Annotated in this window: 19 protein-coding genes; 2 read left to right on the top strand and 17 right to left on the bottom strand. The window is 46.5% G+C overall.

Features of this window, described 5'->3' with window-relative positions:
- Positions 1-53: 53 nt before the first annotated feature.
- The 8 genes from HYU97_06595 to HYU97_06560 all read right to left on the bottom strand — a co-directional run bounded on the left by HYU97_06595 (position 54) and on the right by HYU97_06560 (position 6,915).
- Positions 54-1,514 carry a (2Fe-2S)-binding protein gene (locus HYU97_06595; GenBank protein ID MBI2336414.1) on the bottom strand — a complete coding sequence of 487 codons (1,461 nt, stop codon included), beginning with the start codon at positions 1,512-1,514 and terminating at the stop codon, positions 54-56.
- The gene (gene nuoF / locus HYU97_06590; protein MBI2336413.1) at positions 1,495-2,745 is read right to left on the bottom strand and encodes an NADH-quinone oxidoreductase subunit NuoF; all 1,251 of its coding nucleotides are present in this window, start codon (positions 2,743-2,745) and stop codon (positions 1,495-1,497) included. The genes HYU97_06595 and nuoF overlap by 20 nt, the downstream gene beginning before the upstream one ends.
- Positions 2,746-2,901: 156 nt before the next feature.
- Positions 2,902-3,372, bottom strand: coding sequence for an NADH-quinone oxidoreductase subunit NuoE (nuoE, locus tag HYU97_06585; GenBank protein ID MBI2336412.1), 471 nt, complete (start codon positions 3,370-3,372; stop codon positions 2,902-2,904).
- Positions 3,373-3,464: 92 nt separating this feature from the next.
- Entirely contained in the window at positions 3,465-4,658 is a 1,194-nt protein-coding gene (gene nuoD, locus HYU97_06580) for an NADH dehydrogenase (quinone) subunit D (protein MBI2336411.1), read from the bottom strand.
- The gene (locus HYU97_06575; protein MBI2336410.1) at positions 4,655-5,140 is read right to left on the bottom strand and encodes an NADH-quinone oxidoreductase subunit C; all 486 of its coding nucleotides are present in this window, start codon (positions 5,138-5,140) and stop codon (positions 4,655-4,657) included. Before HYU97_06575 ends, nuoD begins: the two co-directional genes overlap by 4 nt.
- Entirely contained in the window at positions 5,130-5,636 is a 507-nt protein-coding gene (nuoB, locus tag HYU97_06570; protein MBI2336409.1) for an NADH-quinone oxidoreductase subunit NuoB, read from the bottom strand. The genes HYU97_06575 and nuoB overlap by 11 nt, the downstream gene beginning before the upstream one ends.
- Before the next feature lies 1 nt (position 5,637).
- The gene (gene ndhC / locus HYU97_06565; protein ID MBI2336408.1) at positions 5,638-6,018 is read right to left on the bottom strand and encodes an NADH-quinone oxidoreductase subunit A; all 381 of its coding nucleotides are present in this window, start codon (positions 6,016-6,018) and stop codon (positions 5,638-5,640) included.
- Between the two features lie 549 nt (positions 6,019-6,567).
- The gene (locus tag HYU97_06560) at positions 6,568-6,915 is read right to left on the bottom strand and encodes a PilZ domain-containing protein (protein MBI2336407.1); all 348 of its coding nucleotides are present in this window, start codon (positions 6,913-6,915) and stop codon (positions 6,568-6,570) included.
- A 175-nt stretch (positions 6,916-7,090) separates the two neighbouring features.
- Between HYU97_06560 and HYU97_06555 the strand changes: the two genes are divergently transcribed.
- Positions 7,091-7,303 carry a hypothetical protein gene (locus HYU97_06555; protein MBI2336406.1) on the top strand — a complete coding sequence of 71 codons (213 nt, stop codon included), beginning with the start codon at positions 7,091-7,093 and terminating at the stop codon, positions 7,301-7,303.
- 152 nt (positions 7,304-7,455) lie between these two features.
- Here HYU97_06555 and HYU97_06550 read toward each other — a convergent pair whose 3' ends face one another.
- The 9 genes from HYU97_06550 to HYU97_06510 form a co-directional block, all read right to left on the bottom strand.
- On the bottom strand, positions 7,456-7,929 hold the full coding sequence (locus tag HYU97_06550) for a hypothetical protein (protein ID MBI2336405.1): 474 nt from the start codon (positions 7,927-7,929) through the stop codon (positions 7,456-7,458).
- A gap of 7 nt (positions 7,930-7,936) precedes the next feature.
- Positions 7,937-8,731: a prolipoprotein diacylglyceryl transferase gene (lgt, locus tag HYU97_06545; GenBank protein ID MBI2336404.1), complete on the bottom strand. Its 795-nt coding sequence runs from the start codon at positions 8,729-8,731 to the stop codon at positions 7,937-7,939.
- Positions 8,732-8,903: 172 nt separating this feature from the next.
- Positions 8,904-11,132 (bottom strand): VWA domain-containing protein, encoded by a 2,229-nt coding sequence (locus HYU97_06540; GenBank protein MBI2336403.1) that lies wholly within the window; start codon positions 11,130-11,132, stop codon positions 8,904-8,906.
- Between the two features lie 110 nt (positions 11,133-11,242).
- Positions 11,243-11,650, bottom strand: a complete 408-nt coding sequence (locus HYU97_06535) for a peptide chain release factor-like protein (protein MBI2336402.1) — start codon at positions 11,648-11,650, stop codon at positions 11,243-11,245.
- Positions 11,651-12,418: an exodeoxyribonuclease III gene (gene xth, locus HYU97_06530; GenBank protein MBI2336401.1), complete on the bottom strand. Its 768-nt coding sequence runs from the start codon at positions 12,416-12,418 to the stop codon at positions 11,651-11,653. It lies immediately after the preceding gene.
- Positions 12,415-13,473 (bottom strand): rhomboid family intramembrane serine protease, encoded by a 1,059-nt coding sequence (locus tag HYU97_06525; GenBank protein MBI2336400.1) that lies wholly within the window; start codon positions 13,471-13,473, stop codon positions 12,415-12,417. Before HYU97_06525 ends, xth begins: the two co-directional genes overlap by 4 nt.
- A gap of 38 nt (positions 13,474-13,511) precedes the next feature.
- Entirely contained in the window at positions 13,512-14,054 is a 543-nt protein-coding gene (locus HYU97_06520) for a hypothetical protein (protein MBI2336399.1), read from the bottom strand.
- 78 nt (positions 14,055-14,132) lie between these two features.
- On the bottom strand, positions 14,133-15,227 hold the full coding sequence (gene ychF / locus HYU97_06515; GenBank protein ID MBI2336398.1) for a redox-regulated ATPase YchF: 1,095 nt from the start codon (positions 15,225-15,227) through the stop codon (positions 14,133-14,135).
- A gap of 11 nt (positions 15,228-15,238) precedes the next feature.
- Positions 15,239-16,243, bottom strand: a complete 1,005-nt coding sequence (locus HYU97_06510) for a polyprenyl synthetase family protein (protein ID MBI2336397.1) — start codon at positions 16,241-16,243, stop codon at positions 15,239-15,241.
- Positions 16,244-16,307: 64 nt separating this feature from the next.
- Between HYU97_06510 and HYU97_06505 the strand changes: the two genes are divergently transcribed.
- On the top strand, positions 16,308-17,087 hold the full coding sequence (locus tag HYU97_06505) for an alpha/beta fold hydrolase (protein MBI2336396.1): 780 nt from the start codon (positions 16,308-16,310) through the stop codon (positions 17,085-17,087).
- Positions 17,088-17,090 lie beyond the last annotated feature (3 nt).

Here is a 17,090-nt window from a genome sequence, read left to right as displayed (position 1 = left end):
TGTCATTGCGAGCATCCGCGAAGCAATCTCGTCGTTGGATGAGATTGCGGAGTTTATCCTGAGCCTGAGCGAAGGAGCTGGCTTGCCTCGCAATGACAGAAACCCAACCGCACAGCCAACTCTTCGATCCATTGCGAAGCGGGTCTGGTATCACCCTTGGGCTCGAAGGCCTTGGCAAAGGGCTGCACCCTACCTTGAAAATTAGTAAAGGTCCCCTCTTGTTCGGCAAAGGTTGCAGTGGGGAATATTAGATCGGCGGCTTGGGTATCTGGCCCTTCATTAGAAGCCAGCATCACCCAATGGCCGCTAGCTTTTGGTTGCAGAGCCTTTTGCTCTGCTTCAGACAGACCACCCAAGATGATACAAACCTTACTATGAATAGGAGCAGCCCCTAGCAGGGGTTTAAACCCTAATTTTTCTACACCCGCTCGGTTGGGGTTTTTATCGGCCTTGATTAAGAAATCATCGTGCGAGGGATTAGGCACAATTCGAGCCGAATAATACAAATGCGTGACTCCCAAAAGATCGGCCAATTTCTTAAGCGCCAAATTATTTTCGTTGGACTCGAGGGCCGAACCCACCAATACAATATCTTGTGGCTTGGTTTTTTCTACTTGAGACACCAAAACTTCCATGGCCACGGTGGGGGCTACAAAAGAAGCCTGGCCGTTGGTTTTGGCCTTGGGGCGCAGCAATCGACTTGAGTCGTTGACAAATTTATAGGAAAGCCTCCCCTCATCGCATAACCAACATTGATTGACCGCTTCGTTTTCTCGCGGAAGATAGCGATAAATCTTATCGTCATAATGATTGATTGTAATATTGCAACCCGTTGCACAACCCGTACAAATGGAAGGGGTCTCTTTTAAAAACCACACCCGACAGGCAAAACGAAAATCTTTGTTGGTTAAAGCCCCCACGGGGCAAATATCGACGGTGTTGAGGGAATAAAGATTATCGAGCTTCATGCCCGGAAAGGTGGTTAAGGTTTGATGATCCCCGCGATTGACAAAACAAAGCTCGCCGGTTTTTGTGATTTCGTCGCAGAAACGAATGCAGCGACTGCACAACACACAACGTTCATCGTCTAAAACCACCAATGGCCCTAAGTCGACCCGCTTTGGTTTATGCACTTTGGCCTCCGTCATCTGACTATCGGCGATCGAATGATCCATGTAATATTCTTGTAATTTACACTCGCCGGCTTGATCGCAAACCGGGCAATCGATGGGATGATTGATGAGAATAAATTCCAAAACGTTTTTACGCAAATTTTTGACTTTTTCACTATCGGTTTTAACCACCATGCCTTCTGCCGCTGTTACCTGGCAGGAAACAACGGGCTTGTTCATCTTTTCAACTTCGACCAAACACATGCGGCAATTGCCTGCGATAGAAAGTTTTTTATGATAACAAAAATGGGGAACGCTTTTACCAACTTGCTTGGCAGCCTCGATCAAGGTGGTACCCGGTTCTACAGTAACTTGAATGCCATCAATGGTTAGGGTTGGCATAGGCCTCAAACTCTCCTCTAAATTTTTTCATATAACTCCAAATAGGCATGGATAAAGAGTCAGCCAGCACACAGATGGTTTTACCCGCCATATTATCGGCAATAGAACGCAATAGTTCTAAATCTTTGGGTCTACCCTCCCCACTTAACATGCGATCTAAAATTTTAGCTGCCCAACCCGTACCCTCACGACAAGGCGAACATTGCCCACAGGATTCGTGGGCATAAAAACGGGCGAGGTTGCCCAAGGCGTCTACCATATTGGTGGTGTCATCCAACACAATCACCCCACCCGAACCCAGCATGCTGCCATGGGCCTCCATGGATTCATAATCTAACAGCACGGTTTCAACATCGTTGGCATCGAGGATCGGCGTAGAAGACCCACCGGGGATCACCGCCTTTAATTTTTTGCCACCCCGTATTCCACCACAATCTTCAAAAATTAAATTTTTAAGTGGATAACCCAAAGGGCGTTCATAATTGCCTGGGCGAACCACATGCCCGGAAACACAAAACAACTTCGTGCCAGGGCTTTTTTGCGTGCCTACGGCTCGGTAGGCCTGCACCCCATTTTGAATAATATAAGGAACACTCGCAATGGTTTCAACATTATTGATAATGGTGGGGCAACCAAACAAACCCACGATTGCTGGATAAGGGGGTTTAAGCCGCGGGTGCCCCCGTTTGCCTTCAATGGATTCTAAGAGTGCGGTTTCTTCACCGCAAATATAGGCCCCTGCCCCACGATGGATATAAACTTCTAAATCAAAGCCTGAGTTCAAAATGTTTTTCCCCAATAGCCCTGCCTGATAAGCCTCCTCAATAGCGGCCTGGAGGCGTTGCATGGGAAAATAAAATTCGCCCCGAATATACACATAGCTCACATGGGCCCCGATGGCATAACAAGCGGCAATGATACCTTCGATTAAAAGGTGAGGGTCGAGCTCGAGGATGTAGCGATCTTTAAAGGTGCCAGGTTCGCTTTCATCGGCATTCACTGTTAAATAAACTGGCTTGCCAGAATTTTTTGGGATAAAACTCCACTTAAGCCCTGCCGCAAACCCAGCCCCACCACGCCCCCGCAGCCCTGCCTCTTTAACCTGGTTGATAACTTCTTCGGGTTTCATTTGAAAAAGTTTAGCCAGGCTTTGATACCCCCCCTGGGCACGACTCACCTCCAAGCGATGGCTATCTTTGACTTTAAAATTTTTTGTTAAACGTTGTTCCATAATTTTTCTGTCATTACGAGGCCTTCTGGCCCTCTGTCATCGCGGGACCGAATGGCCCCTCTGTCATTGCGAGCCCAACGGGCGTGGCAATCCCATCGCTTAAACAGAAGAGATTGCTTCACCCTGCTGGGCTCGCAATGACAGAAGGCCTCACATCTATTTCAACTCCTCAAGAATCTTATCTACCTTTTCTATCGTTAAATTCTCATGATATTCATCATTAACCTGAAACATAGGCCCCGTCCCACAAGAACCCAGGCATTCAACCTCCACTAAACTAAAGCGCCCATCGGTGGTGATTTCCCCTAAACCAATCCCCAATCGCTTTTTTAAATGTTCGGTAATACTTGGGCTACCTAACAACTGACAAGAAAGGGTGCGACAAACTTGAATATGATATTCCCCCACTGGTTTTTGATGAAACATCGTATAAAAGGTCACCACTTCGTAAACCTTGGCAGGCGCCACGTCTAACAGACCTGCCACATAAAGCATGGCTTCTCGGCTAATAAAGCCTGTTTGTTTTTGGACAAGCCAGAGCGCCGGCAACAGGGCCGCTCGCTTGATGGAATAGCGTTGTAAAATCTTTTGAAACTCGGCTAAATTTTCGCTGGTAAATTCAAACATAGTTTATAATCGAGATTGCTTCGCCCTGCTGGTCTCGCAATGACAACGTACCTGTCATTGCGACCCCGGACTTGATCCGGGGGAAGCAATCCCTACCTATCCAGTTCTCCTGCTACAACATTCAAGTTACCTAAAATTGCAATGGCATCGGCAATCATGCCCCCCGTGATCATTTGCGGAAACGCTGCATAAATGGCAAAACAGGGTGGCCGCACCTTAACGCGATAAGGGTTTTTGCTGCCATCGCTGACAATATAAAAACCCAATTCCCCATTGGCCGCTTCAGTCGAAGAATAAATCTCGCCGGGTGGGGGGCGAACCCCTTCGTAAATTAATTTGAAATGATTCATAAGGGCTTCGATGCTTGTGTAAACTTGGGCCTTGGGAGGCAGCGCAACGCGATGATCCTCGCTCACAATGGGGCCAGGTTTGAGTTTTGCCAAGGCTTGCTCGATAATGCGAATGCTTTGGTTCATTTCTTCGACGCGTACAAAAAGACGATCAAAACTATCCCCATGCTCACCCACCACGACTTCAAAATCATATTGTTCATAACCTAAGTAGGGTTTGTCTTTGCGAATATCTCTTGCCACCCCGGTGGCCCGCAAACAAGGGCCGGTAAACCCATAAGATATCGCATCGGCTTGACTCACCACTCCGATGTCAACCGTACGATCTAAAAAAATCTTATTGCGTTGTAACAGGCTAGAAACATCGTCGATACTTTGGCGTAAATCTTTTAAAACACTGCGGAGGGTGGGTTCAAAATTTTCTGGCAAATCACGGCTTACGCCACCAATACGGGTATAATTGGTGGTAAGCCTAGCCCCACACATGCCTTCAATCAGGTTATACATTTTTTCTCGTACGTTGAAGAAATACCAAAAATTGGTGAGTGCCCCTAAATCAACGGCATTGGTGCCAACACAAACCAAATGATCCATGATGCGATTCATTTCACAGGCAATCACGCGACACACCTGAGCACGCTCGGGGATGCTCACATGAAATAATTCTTCGACCGCTAAACAAAACCCAACATTATTCATCATGGGTGAAACGTAATTGAGCCGATCGGTGTAGGGAATCACCTGCGTGTAATCGCTATTTTCAGCATGTTTTTCAAAACCACGATGCAAATAACCAATTTCGGGGATGGCCTTGATGATGGTTTCGCCATCGAGCTCGCAATAAAGGCGCAGCGTGCCATGCATGGCCGGATGATTAGGGCCAATATTGAGATGCATGGGTTTGGTATTTAAATCGCCACCGGATGGTTCGCTCATGGTATTTCAACTACCTCCGGAATGGGTTGACGCCTGGTAATCGGATAATCTTTACGCAGCGGATGCCCTTCAAAACTTTCGAACAGCAAAATGCGCTTGAGGTTGGGATGCCCTAAAAATTTGATCCCCATCATATCGTAAACCTCACGTTCGGCCCAATTCGCCGATTTCCACAAATCGGTTACCGTAGGTAACATGGGTTTTTGTTCAGGAACCTCTACTTTGACTAACAAACGGTGATTTTTTTGAACCGAATATAATACATAAACCACCTCAAACCGAACGGGGCGCTTGTTGTGATAATCTACAGCTACCATATCAAGCAGCATGCTCATGTCGGTGGCTTTATCTTCTTTACAAAATTTCAGAAAATCTAAAAGGGCCGAGGCTTCTACCACAACGTAAGGAATACTATGTTGCATCCCACACGAAATAACCTTGTCTCCAAACCGATTCGTTATTTTTTCTAATTCAATCTGCATGTACCTGCGCTTTCGGCTTATCTACAGCCACCTCACCACGGGCCTGCTTTTCCAATTTTTCTTGAATTTTTATGATCGCTAATAAAATTTGCTCGGGGCGCGGTGGACAACCCGACACAAAAACATCGACCGGAATGATTTCGTCGATGCCTTGCACCACCGCATAATTGTCATAGAAACCACCGCAGGAGGCACAGGCCCCCACCGCAACCACCCATTTGGGTTCGCACATTTGGGCATAAATTTTCTTCAAAATAGGGGCCTGTTTGTAATTGATGGTCCCTAGCACTAACATCAAGTCGCTTTGCCGTGGGGAAAATCGCACCAATTCAGCGCCAAAACGTGAAATATCAAACACCGACGACACCGCACCCATGAATTCAATGGCACAGCAGGCCGTACCAAAGGGCATAGGCCACAGAGAATATTTACGCCCCCAAGCCACCACTTCTTGGAGTTTGGTGGTTAAGACATTATTTTCTGCCACGGATGTCATATTAACTCCATTCTAGGGCGCCTCGTTTCCACACATAAACTAAACCCAACGCCAGCACCCCAATAAATAGAACCATCTCACCAAAGATGAAAAGCCCCATCCCCATGGCTTGAAAATCTTTAAATAACATGGCCCAAGGAAATAAAAAAACCGCTTCAACATCAAAAAGAATAAAGAGCAAGGCCACTAAGAAAAACTTTACGGAGAACCGATCCCGAGCCCCTTCTTTGGAAGGCACACCACATTCATAAGGGCTCAAATCAGTGCGCGATCGCTTGGGCCTGCCTATTAAATAACTCAAAACGACAAAGGCACCCGAAAAGCCAACGCCCAAGACAATTAATAACAACACCGGAAAGTAAGGATGCACAGGTTCCCACATGGAGGCTTTAGTTATCAAGCCCCTATCGATTAGACAAGCCTATTCAATATGATTTAGGACACCCGCAAAATTATTTTTGATCACATTAACGGAGGCGGGTTAAAAATATTTATTCAAAGTCTTTTCGAAAAGTAGACGGGCCCTATCCTTGTTGGCAAACATTGCGCATCTATGAAAAAGCCGGTCAAGAAAAAAAATCCCCCTTGATCAAAAAGAGGTTTCTTTTTTGACCGCACGTCCTAAGTTTGTTTAAGGGCACCAGGAGAGAGTCCGCACGAAGGCAATACAAATGCTGTCATTGCGAGCCCCGTTGGCGAGCGTGGCAATCCCATCGCTTAAACAGAAGAGATTGCTTCGCCCTGCTGGGCTCGCAATGACAGATGGCGAACGGTAGGGCGAACGGTGCGCGTTTGCAAACAAGGATAGGGCCCGTCTACTTTTCGAAAAGACGTGACCCAATTTGCAAATGAAATGAAGAATAAAAAGGAAGATTCTTCGCCATCATGGGTCCCTGCCTCCGCAGGGATGACATTGTTCAGAATGACAGATTTAATGTAATTTGGATTTGATGTATTTTTCGATTTCGAGGACGTTGTCGTTGTAGAGGCCTTGAAATTTGAGCGCCAGCCCATCTTTGGGGTCATGCCGAATCACATCAGCAACCATGACAACAGGTGTTTTGCGATTAGGTAAATGAATCGCCACTTCTAAACTTTTTTTAAGCTCAGCAACTCTCGACCTAATATTTTTAATGTTAAGATAAATCCCACCACAACTGATATTGGCGCATTTGGCCTGGATCTTTCTTCCACCATAAAGCAGCGACACCTTCAAAGAAGAATCAATTCTTTTGAAGATACGCTTCTCAATATAATTGCCAAATTCTCGACTCGACATGAAAAAACCCCTTCTCTAATTTTGGGTATAGGGAGTGGTGTAACTACTGTCAATCATTTTAAATAACGCCTTGCGTCGGTTATATAAATTAACAATGCCCCCATTACCCATTGACCAACCCCCGGGATCATACGATAATATGCAGATTGGCCAGGTAAGGGGGCGGAGGTTTGCTATGTACCCCATTGATCGAAAATTAGAAACATCGATTACCAAGCTTGATTATCTGCTGGGCAAAAAGGTGGAGATCATTGCCTTTGGTATTTCTTATATGGGTGTTCTAGAAGATGTGGATTACGAACGCGGCACACTAAAAATTGCTGACCAAAACGAATCAGCAACCATCGACCTTGAGCGCATTGAATCGTTCGGAATTGTCGAAAATTAACTATGGGGACCTCCAAAAACGACCCATCTGCAGAGCCTGTCCAGAGCGTAAGCGAAGGATTGCCCGCAAAGTTGCGATCCTCACGTATTTCCATATACGCTCCGGTCGCATCTTTGCGGGCGCCTTGCATCTGGGCCCTTTTTAGAGGTCCCCTATCTTAGACCAACATTGGTGACCTGCACATTAGCCGGCCGCGTAAAATCTTGAATCCTTTTTAAAACCTTGTTTTCTTCGATTTGAGTGGATTGTAGATTAGAAACGATGCTCTTTGCAATCGAGGCTATTTCGACCCGGGTCTTCCCACCTTCCGAGGAAAAATTTAAAACTAATTTGTGATAGGCCCCCACCGTGCCTCGGTCTTGACGCTCGAAATAAGCCACATAATGAGAATCGGCAGTGGTAGGTTGCCAGCCCGTTTCTAATTGGTTAGCCGTTTCATTTTGAATGCGATAGCCATTATTTTCTAAGGCTTGTTTAGCCGCAGAGACGACTTGGGCTTGATCGGCCTCGACAAATTTTACCAAGGGTTTCATGTTTTGAACGGTATCAAACAATAATGGTTTGCTACAATGAGCCAAACCCATGACCAACACCACACTCAACAACCACCAACTTTTTCGTTTCACAACCACCTCATTTTGTTTTGCGCGCTTGATATAACAACGCCATCAACACGAAGGCTAATACAAATAAAATCCCGCTAATAAATTGGGAAGTGCTAAGTACCTGCCCAAAAAGATTTTCAAACACAAATTTTCTTTCAATGTCGCCTCGAAGTATTTCAATCAAAGATCGCACGATGGAATAAAGGATTAGATAACTTAGAAAGACCATACCGTCAAACGCTTTATAACGACGCACGACCCCAATTAAAAAAAGAAAAAGCGCAAACTCCGCGGCCGACTCCATTAATTGGGTGGGATAAAGCGGCACCCCGGTGGGAGCCAAGGTTTCTTCAATGGGATGGAAAATGACGGCATACCAAGCCTGGGGTTGAGCCGGCTTGCCAAAACAACAGCCCGCTGCAAAGCAACCCAAACGCCCAAAGGCATGGCCCACCGACAGCGCTGGGGCCATGATATCGCCCACCTTCCAAAACGAAAGGTGTTTTTTACGAAGATAGTAAACCGCGATTGGCCCTGCCACCAATAAGCCGCCATACCAAACCAAACCACCCTGCCAAATCTTAAAGACATCGATGGGATTATCGCGAAACAATTCCCAATTTTGCAAAACATAAAAGACCCGCGTGCCAATCACCCCTGAAAAAATCATGGCAAAGGCAAAATCGGTCATGGTGGCAACGGGTAACCCGCTTTTTTTAGAATCGTATCGCACCCAAAGGAGAGCCGCCAAAAAACCAATGGCCGCCATCACCCCATAGGTATGAATTTGGAAGGCCCCTAGTTTGAACAAGATAGGATGCACGCCCAGCAACTCTAGCAAAAATAACAGTAGATGTCATTGTAATGCTGCCATTATTCAATTCATTCGCAAATCGGGCCACGTCTTTTCGAGGTTAAGGAGAGGCCAATGGAGGGCCTGCGCCCGGGCGCAGGCCCTCCATTGGCCTCTTCCTAACGGCTACGCTGCAAGAGTTCTAAACCGTAGGGGAGGGTTCAGGATTAACTGGGGTTACGGTTGGCTTTTTCTTTTGGCCACGCTGATAAAACCAAAGTAAGATGAGAAAAACAACGGCCATTAAGTTAATTCCCACCCCAATGGAAAACCCAGCGCCTGGGTAAAAGAATTGGCTATTCAAATATAAGTCGAGCCCTAGCCGGGGGTGAAACCCAAAGGTAAACCAGGCAGCGCCTGCAAAATCGACGATAAAATTGATGGGAACACTCAACAATAAGCCACAGCGGTAGCCAAATTCAGCCCAATGCAGGTTCAAAGAAAGCCATGGCAATTGAAGCAAGGCCCACCAAAAACTCAACCGCAAAGACTTGGTGGCCAGCAATTTTGCGCCGGCCAACAAACCCATCCCGCTCACGAGGAGAAGAACCGTCAACAGCACAATCTGCACGGCTACACTGGCAAGCTCGGTAAGGAGGTAAAACCCAACGCCCACCCCAGCCACACTGGCAATCAATTCATAAAAACCCAAGATTTTCCCAAAAATAGAAACCGGGGTGGTTTGTTTTTTGCCCCAACGCCATAAGAAAAGTAAAACCAGCGCCAAAAACAGCACATAGGCCACTAATGCCCAAATCATCCACGACTGAAAACCAAGGGGTTTTTCCAAAGCTGACGTAGGGGAAATGTCGTGATTGGTTCGGGAAGGCGACACTTCGCCTGAAACATGTGAAGGAGTTAGATTATAAGCCAACGTGTAATCTAAAGATTGGTCATCGGCCCAATCTTTTTCATCGAGCTTCACACGAATATAAATATTTTTGGGGGTTGAAGACGCAGGCACCTCATAAGTAAGGGATTTGCCTTCGCCAAAACGCCCCTTGGCTAAGATTTCTCCCAAGTCCCCCACAATTTCAATGTCCACGTCATGGTAATCGCGACTCCCCTTCTTGCCTCCCAATACAATTTTTACGGCATTACCGCTTGGTATCCCAATTTTAAATAGATCCATCAGATCAGCGGGCTCGGTGACGCTGTTGACTTCATACAAACCCGGCGCAATGGGAATAGCGGTGCTCGTGTTATCCCCAGCGTCGCGGCCTGAATTAGCATCGCCTATTTCTTGGGCCGAAATGTTCACCTGCCCTTGTTTGGTCACAAGCACAAATTCATGGTCTTTATGCATATCAGCTGAAGGGCTGCCAACGACTAAATAATGAGGTGTTGAACCAGGGGCTTGGGAAGTAAAATATTCACTTTCATGTTGATGATCAACATCGTCATCGGCCAATCGTTGCAATTCTTTTTGACCATCGGCCAACACAAAGCGAAAACCCTCGGGGTAACACCATTTTTTCCCTGGCTTCTCTTCAATTTGAATACCCGCGACTTCTAAGCAGGTAGGGGTTGGGAAAACTCGGATCGCAATGGCCTCTCCCTGTTTTAAATTAAATACAAAATAATCAAACTGGTTCATGCGCTGGTGATGATCTAAGTTATAACGTTTGCCAATTTCGATTGGAACGGCGGTAGCAAAGCTATCCCCACCTCGAATCTGGTTTTTGTCTTGTTTTTTCTCGATTAAAAAAGTCTGTTGGGCAAGCTTTTGAATCTCGAGTTGCAAACCAGCGCCACTACGCACATCGCTATAAGTGCCCCCAAATTGCTCGGCTAAACTTTTAAGCTGTTGGCGCGCGATTTCTTCGACATTAAACCCAATGGTGTTGATCACCACCTTAAAACCTTGTTGCGTCAAAGACCGGGCCGCCGCTAAGGGGTCGCCCCCGCAGGTTTCTTCACCATCACTCACTAAAACAATAGTATGCAGGCTCTCTTTATTGCCGGCAAAATCGCCGGCGGCTTGTTCGAGCGAATAGGCAATGGGGGTCCAGCCTTTGGGTTGAAGCATTTGCGCCATGCTCGCTATGGTGGGGCCATTCCCTTTGCCAATGGGAACCAGCAATTCGGTGTCTTTACAACTGGCATCGCGGTTACTTTTGTCAACCCGATGGGCATAAACCCGCAAACCGACTTCTGCTTGAGGAGGCACGACCGCCATGGCTTGGCTGATGGCTTGCTTGGCCAAATCTATCATGCGTTGGCCCTCGAGCAGGCTATTCATGCTGCCCGACACATCGAGAACAATCAGCATGTCTTGTTTAGGCTGACCAACGGTGGTTTGTGCAAAGGCAGACGGGGTAAGGATTAAACTAAACAGAAGAATTAAAAAAAACGAGGGCTTTTTCTTCATAAGCAAGTTTACCTTTAATTACCTAGTGGGAATGTCGAAAAATGCACTACTGGATCCCCGCTTTCGCGAGGATGACAGAAAACATACTACCAAAAAGTTGAACCACTACATTACTCAAATTCAGGCATTTTGCGAAGTTGTTTTTTTGCCCCCTGGTGTTTTTTAGCCGCTAACATTTTTTCTTTAGCCCGTTTACTGCGTTTGCGTTTTTGCCGACGGATTTTTTCAAAGGCTTGTTGCTTGGCGCTTTTTTCTCCAAGTATTTTTTCGGCTAACTTATCTATCAAACTTTTTCGGGCGTAATAGCGATTGAGGGCTTGGCTGCGGGTTTGTTGACAACGCACTTGGAGCCCCGAAGGGGCGTGCGTTAACAAAACCGTTACCGAACTTTTATTGATCTTTTGCCCGCCCGGGCCTGAACCTTTGGTAAATTCTTCGACTAAATCTTCTTCTCTAATTTTTAAATTGGCCATGGCCTGCAATAGGGCTTGTTGCTTGGCAAACGAGACTGGAAACATTTAGGTTAACTCCAACACCACCGGACAATGGTCTGACCCCATCACATGAGGTTGATGATAAACCCTTTGCACCCGAGGGCATAATTCTGGCGTTACAAAAAAATAATCGATGCGCCACCCCACGTTGTTGGCCCGGGCATTGGCACGGTAAGACCACCAAGTATAATGATGGGGGCTGGGTTCGCGTTCTCGAAAAATATCGACAAACCCGCTTTGTAAAAACTGCGTTAACCAAGCTCGCTCTGCGGGGGTAAAGCCTGTGTTGCCTTCATTTTCTTTCGGGCGGGCAATATCGATGGGTTGATGAGCAGTATTGATATCGCCACATATAATCATCGGTTTTTGTTTTTGTTGTTTTAAAGTTAACGCAAAATTTTTCGCCGCTTCGCTATAGCGCAATTTGTAGGGGATGCGACTCAAATCATCTTTCCCATTAGGGAAATACCCAGTGAGCAAAATAAAATCGGCAAACTCGGCGGTAAGCGTTCGCCCTTCACAATCAAACTCTGGAATCCCTAAGCCAGTAATCACTTGGAGGGGGGATTCTTTTACAAAAAAGGCCACCCCGCTATAGCCTTTTTTTTCTGCCGATGCCCAATGGGTTGCGGTGTAGCCCACAGGTTTAAGTAAGTCTTGGTCTAGCTGGGAAGGGCAGGCCTTGGTTTCTTGTAAACACAAAACATCGGGGGCTTCTTGGATGAGCCAATCCAAAAAACCCTTGCGGGCCGCGGCCCGAATTCCATTAACGTTCCACGTGATAAGTTTCATACAACGTTCGCAAGTGTTGATCGCCTGTGCGTTTGGTTGAGCAAATACAACAAAGGAAATTGTTTGAGTAAATTGGGATAATATAAATAAGCCACAAGCAAGCCCCAGCCAAAACCACCCACATGCACCCACCAGGCCAGTGCATTGGGTTGAAAAAATAACCCTAAGACATTAAACAAAATCCAGATGCCAAAATACCAAAACGAAGAAAGTTTGAATTGAAAAATGAGTAACATAAACGTTAATCGAGCGCGTCGAAACCAAAAGGCATAGGCGGCCATGAGCCCTGCCACCGAACCACTGGCCCCTGCAATCATCACCAGTTCTTCTTTTTGCACCAAAGACTGAGTAACCCCACCCATGATCCCCACAAAAAGATAAAAGGCCAAAAAACCTATTCGACTCATGGCATCTTCAATATTATCCCCTAAAATATACACAAAATATAGATTGCCCGCCATGTGCACAAACCCATAGTGAATAAATTGATAAGTCAAAAGATTCAAAAACCATTTTGACTGCCCCCACTGGTTGGTTACCATGGCAAGGTGACGCTCAAGCATTTCTGTGCCCCAAATAAATTGGGCAAGGTAGACGAAAATATTTAACGCAATCAGGGTGAACGTAACATAAGGGATTTTGCGGGGGCGAATATTGAATTCTACTGGCAACGCTAAAAAAAATTGGAAAAGCCAATGGCCCCAATGGGTCTTTTGATCAATGGCGGATTCGCAAGGCTGTACGTGATGCGCCACCTTGGCATGCTCAAGCTCGCCTTCGTCGAGCCAAAGACCAAAGCACTTGGGGCACACCTCGATTTTTAAGGGGTTGCCCTGTAAATAAGCATATTCTTCAAGATAAGGAATTTTGCAATTAGGGCAAGGCAACTCGGTAACGCGCGTTAATTTGCCCAAATGTTCGACGATTTGATAGTCGGCCGGGAAGTTAGGGTCTTGGGCAAGAATTATCTTTTCTAACTCTCGCTGGTCAAACCACAAGCCCCCACAATGCACACAAAAATCAATCTCGATCCCTTGGTGCCAAGTCAAATCCATCCCTCGTCGCCGACAACGGGGACATTTTTTAGGAAGCCTCATAAATGAACAAACTTTTCCTCAAATCGACGTTCGAGTTCTTTTAAGGCAAGTTCTACCGCCAATAGCCTCGCTGTATATTCTGCATACTTCTCATCAGACTCAGATAGTCGATGTTTGAGGCTTGCAATTTCTTCACGAATATCAGCAAAGATTTCCATCACGGCAGCTTGATACGCCTCTATCTTTTTCTCTAAATCGGAAAACTTGCCTTCGAATTTCGCATCCATTTGTTCGAAACGCTTATCGATGTCGGCGAAGCGCTTGTCGATGTCTTCGAAACGCTTGTCAATGTCAGCAAAACGTTTGTCAATATCGTCAAAACGACGATCGACCGATTCAAAACGTTTGTCAATACCTTCAAAACGCTTGTCCACGGCATTAAACCGCTTATCCATATCCTTGCGGATATTGGTACACACGGTCAGTAATGCCGTGTATCGATTTTCGCTGCGTTTATCGACCTCATTGAATTTTTGATCGACCTTTTTATTAAGCTGGCCAAACCATCTTTCAATGAACTTCATTTGTTGCTTTTCCATTGAGCAACCCTAAATAAAATAAAACTTATTTGCAAGTTCTACCACAAAATCGGCGTAATGCCTCAGTTTTAAATTTCTTCACACGTTAAATCGAAAAAACATAATGTCCCCATCTTTCACTACATACTCTTTGCCTTCAATGCGGTAGAGCCCCGCCTCTTTAACCTTGGCTTCGGTTCCACACTTAATCAAATCATTAAAATGATACACCTCGGCCTTAATAAAGCCCTTTTCAAAATCGTTGTGGATTTTGCCAGCGGCCTGCGGCGCCTTCATGCCTTGGGTGATGGTCCAGGCGCGCACTTCTTGTGGGCCTGCGGTAAAAAAGGTGGCGAGGTTGAGGAGCCGGTAGCCAGCTTGGGCGAGCCGGCCTAATCCCGAATGCGTCAAACCCAATTCTTTCAAAAATTCTTGCTGGTCGGCTGGAGCTAATGACGCAATTTCTGCCTCCATCTTGCCTGACAAAATCACGTAGGGGGCCTGCTCTTTTTGGGCAAGAGCTTCCACTTGTTTGACATGGGGCCCAGGGTTTTTAATATCTGCTTCGCTGGTGTTCGCCACCATCATGATAGGCTTGATCGTGATGAGATATAAGTCGTGCAATTGTAATTTTTCTTCTTCGGTAAGTGAACTTTTTCGCAAAGGGATGCCTTGATCCAGGGTTGCCTTCGCCTTGCTAAGGGCTTCTAGTTCTAGCTTTGCTGCCTTATCGCCCATTTTGGCAATTTTTTCTACCCTGAGGATGCGTTTATCGACGCTCTCTAAGTCTTTAAGCATCAATTCGGTTTCTACCACTGCAAAATCACGGATGGGATCCACTTCGCCTTCTACATGCACCACATCGCTATCTTCAAAACAACGCAAGATGTGCACAATCGCATCACAATTTTTAATATTTCCCAAAAATTGGTTGCCGAGGCCCTCCCCTTTTGACGCACCTTTGACCAGCCCTGCAATGTCAACAAATTCTACGGTGGTGGGGGTTAGTTTGTCGGGTTGAAAAATGTCGGCTAGCTTTTGCAAACGCTCATCGGGCACGGGCACCACCCCCACATTGGGATCAATGGTGCAAAAAGGATAATTGGCGGCCTGGGCGTTGGCCTGGGTAAGCGCGTTAAAAATGGTCGACTTCCCCACATTGGGGAGCCCAACAATGCCGCAATTAAATCCCACGTTGCTTCTCCTTATTTATTTCTAGCCACGACATAGTCGGTGAGGGCCATGAGCATTTGTTTAGGTTTGGAATCGGGAAAGATGGCCAATTGCGCCTTGGCAAGCTCGGCCCTGGTTTGCGCCAATTGCAGGGTTTCTTGCAAGGCCCCATACTTGTTTAAAATCTCCAACACTTTGGCAAAGTGGCCGTCACGGTTGCTCATGAGGCCAGCCTTGATGACCTTGCGCTCTCTGTCGTCGCACTGTTTTAAGGCCAGCAAAATAGGCAAGGTAAGCTTGCCTTCTTTAAGATCAACCCCATTGGCTTTGCCAAACTTCGATTCTTCACTATTATAATCGAGCGCGTCATCGGCCACTTGAAAACTGATCCCCAGGTTAAGCCCAAATTGCCGCAGGGCCTCTTGTTCTTTACGGCTCGCCCGCCCAATAATTGCCCCCACTTCGGTGGCGCAAGACATGAGAATGGCGGTTTTGAATTCAATGATTTTAAAGTATTCTTCTTGCGTCAAACTCAAGTCGCGCGATTTCAAAACTTCTAAAATTTCGCCTTCGGTGGTATAAGTGGTGGCATGGGTAATGGCCGCCAGCACTTGAATATCGCCATCTTGGGCAATCAAAGAAGAAGCCCGGCAATATAAAAAATCGCCCACCAACACCGAGCTTTTATTGTCCCAAATTGCATTACAAGAAGAGCGCCCCCGCCTGAGTTGGGCATGGTCAATGACATCATCGTGCAATAAGGTTGCAGTGTGAATGTATTCTAAAACCGTACCAAAGGTAGCGGTGCGTAACCCCTGATAGCCACAAAGGTCAGCGGCCAAAACTACCAACAAAGGCCGCAAGCGCTTGCCGCCGCTCATCACCAAATGCTCCGCCACCTGGGTGACCATGGGCACATCGGAAAAAAGATTTTCTTTGATGGCCCGCTCACAAGCCTCCATGGCCGGGGCATAGGCACTCAAGACCTTATCGAAATCGTAGGTGTCTAGATTTTCTTTAACGAGACGCAAGACCATGGTGCCTCGTTACCGATCGGATGCTTGCTTGTCAAGCATGCAAGGTTGGGTCATAATTAAGAGGATGATAACCCAGACCATTCGCCCGGTGTTTTTAAAAGGCGGCCCTCATGGGATTTTGCTCTTGCATGGCTTTACCAGCACCCCCCAATGCATGGAGGCGTTTGCGGCTCGATTTCACAAGGCCAAATTTACGGTCAGCGCGCCTATCATCGATGGCCACGCCACCCATCATCTTCATTTAGAAAAAACCCGGTGGGAAGATTGGTACCAAAGCAGCGAGGCAGAACTCAAACGGTTGGCCCGTTATTGCGAAAGGGTTTTTGTGGCAGGGCTTTCCATGGGGGGCTTGTTAAGCTTGCACTTGGCCCAAAACCATCCCCAAACGGTTCGAGCCATTGCCCTTATGGCGACCCCGCTTTATTTAGATGGGTTTTTGGTGAGGCATGTCTTTCCTTTCGTGTGGAAAACACCCTTACGTTGGCTTTATAGGTACCAGACTAAGTACAATGCCGGCATTAACGAGCCTTTGGCAAAGCGTCGCTACCAAACCTATCCCAAAATCCCAGTGCGTAGTGTGGCTGAATTGTTGGAATTGCAAATGGTGGTGCGAGGGGAGTTGCGCTACATCCACCAGCCCGCTTTTATCGCCCATTCTAAACTCGATAAAACCGTTCCTTTCGGCAATTTGGATTATATTCGAGCGGCCCTTGGTTCGCCTGAAGTCGAAACCCTTACTTTATCCAAAAGCAATCACATCCTCACGGTCGACTACGAACACGAAAAACTCTTTCACCACTTGTTAAAATTCTTCAACCACCAAAAAAAACGCAAAACTTTTTAATTG

The organism is Deltaproteobacteria bacterium, assembly GCA_016183235.1.
Taxonomy (GTDB): Bacteria; UBA10199; UBA10199; order DSSB01; family JACPFA01; genus JACPFA01.
This window is presented reverse-complemented; position numbering and strand designations above follow the sequence as displayed.

Excerpts from the sequence above, each read along its gene's own strand:
- HYU97_06595 (MBI2336414.1), bottom strand. The coding sequence starts at position 1,514 with ATGCCAACCCTAACCATTGATGGCATTCAAGTTACTGTAGAACCGGGT.
- nuoF (MBI2336413.1), bottom strand. The coding sequence starts at position 2,745 with ATGGAACAACGTTTAACAAAAAATTTTAAAGTCAAAGATAGCCATCGC.
- nuoE (MBI2336412.1), bottom strand. The coding sequence starts at position 3,372 with ATGTTTGAATTTACCAGCGAAAATTTAGCCGAGTTTCAAAAGATTTTA.
- nuoD (MBI2336411.1), bottom strand. The coding sequence starts at position 4,658 with ATGAGCGAACCATCCGGTGGCGATTTAAATACCAAACCCATGCATCTC.
- HYU97_06575 (MBI2336410.1), bottom strand. The coding sequence starts at position 5,140 with ATGCAGATTGAATTAGAAAAAATAACGAATCGGTTTGGAGACAAGGTT.
- nuoB (MBI2336409.1), bottom strand. The coding sequence starts at position 5,636 with ATGACATCCGTGGCAGAAAATAATGTCTTAACCACCAAACTCCAAGAA.
- ndhC (MBI2336408.1), bottom strand. The coding sequence starts at position 6,018 with ATGTGGGAACCTGTGCATCCTTACTTTCCGGTGTTGTTATTAATTGTC.
- HYU97_06560 (MBI2336407.1), bottom strand. The coding sequence starts at position 6,915 with ATGTCGAGTCGAGAATTTGGCAATTATATTGAGAAGCGTATCTTCAAA.
- HYU97_06555 (MBI2336406.1), top strand. The coding sequence starts at position 7,091 with ATGTACCCCATTGATCGAAAATTAGAAACATCGATTACCAAGCTTGAT.
- HYU97_06540 (MBI2336403.1), bottom strand. The coding sequence starts at position 11,132 with ATGAAGAAAAAGCCCTCGTTTTTTTTAATTCTTCTGTTTAGTTTAATC.
- HYU97_06535 (MBI2336402.1), bottom strand. The coding sequence starts at position 11,650 with ATGTTTCCAGTCTCGTTTGCCAAGCAACAAGCCCTATTGCAGGCCATG.
- xth (MBI2336401.1), bottom strand. The coding sequence starts at position 12,418 with ATGAAACTTATCACGTGGAACGTTAATGGAATTCGGGCCGCGGCCCGC.
- HYU97_06525 (MBI2336400.1), bottom strand. The coding sequence starts at position 13,473 with ATGGATTTGACTTGGCACCAAGGGATCGAGATTGATTTTTGTGTGCAT.
- HYU97_06520 (MBI2336399.1), bottom strand. The coding sequence starts at position 14,054 with ATGGAAAAGCAACAAATGAAGTTCATTGAAAGATGGTTTGGCCAGCTT.
- HYU97_06510 (MBI2336397.1), bottom strand. The coding sequence starts at position 16,243 with ATGGTCTTGCGTCTCGTTAAAGAAAATCTAGACACCTACGATTTCGAT.
- HYU97_06505 (MBI2336396.1), top strand. The coding sequence starts at position 16,308 with ATGATAACCCAGACCATTCGCCCGGTGTTTTTAAAAGGCGGCCCTCAT.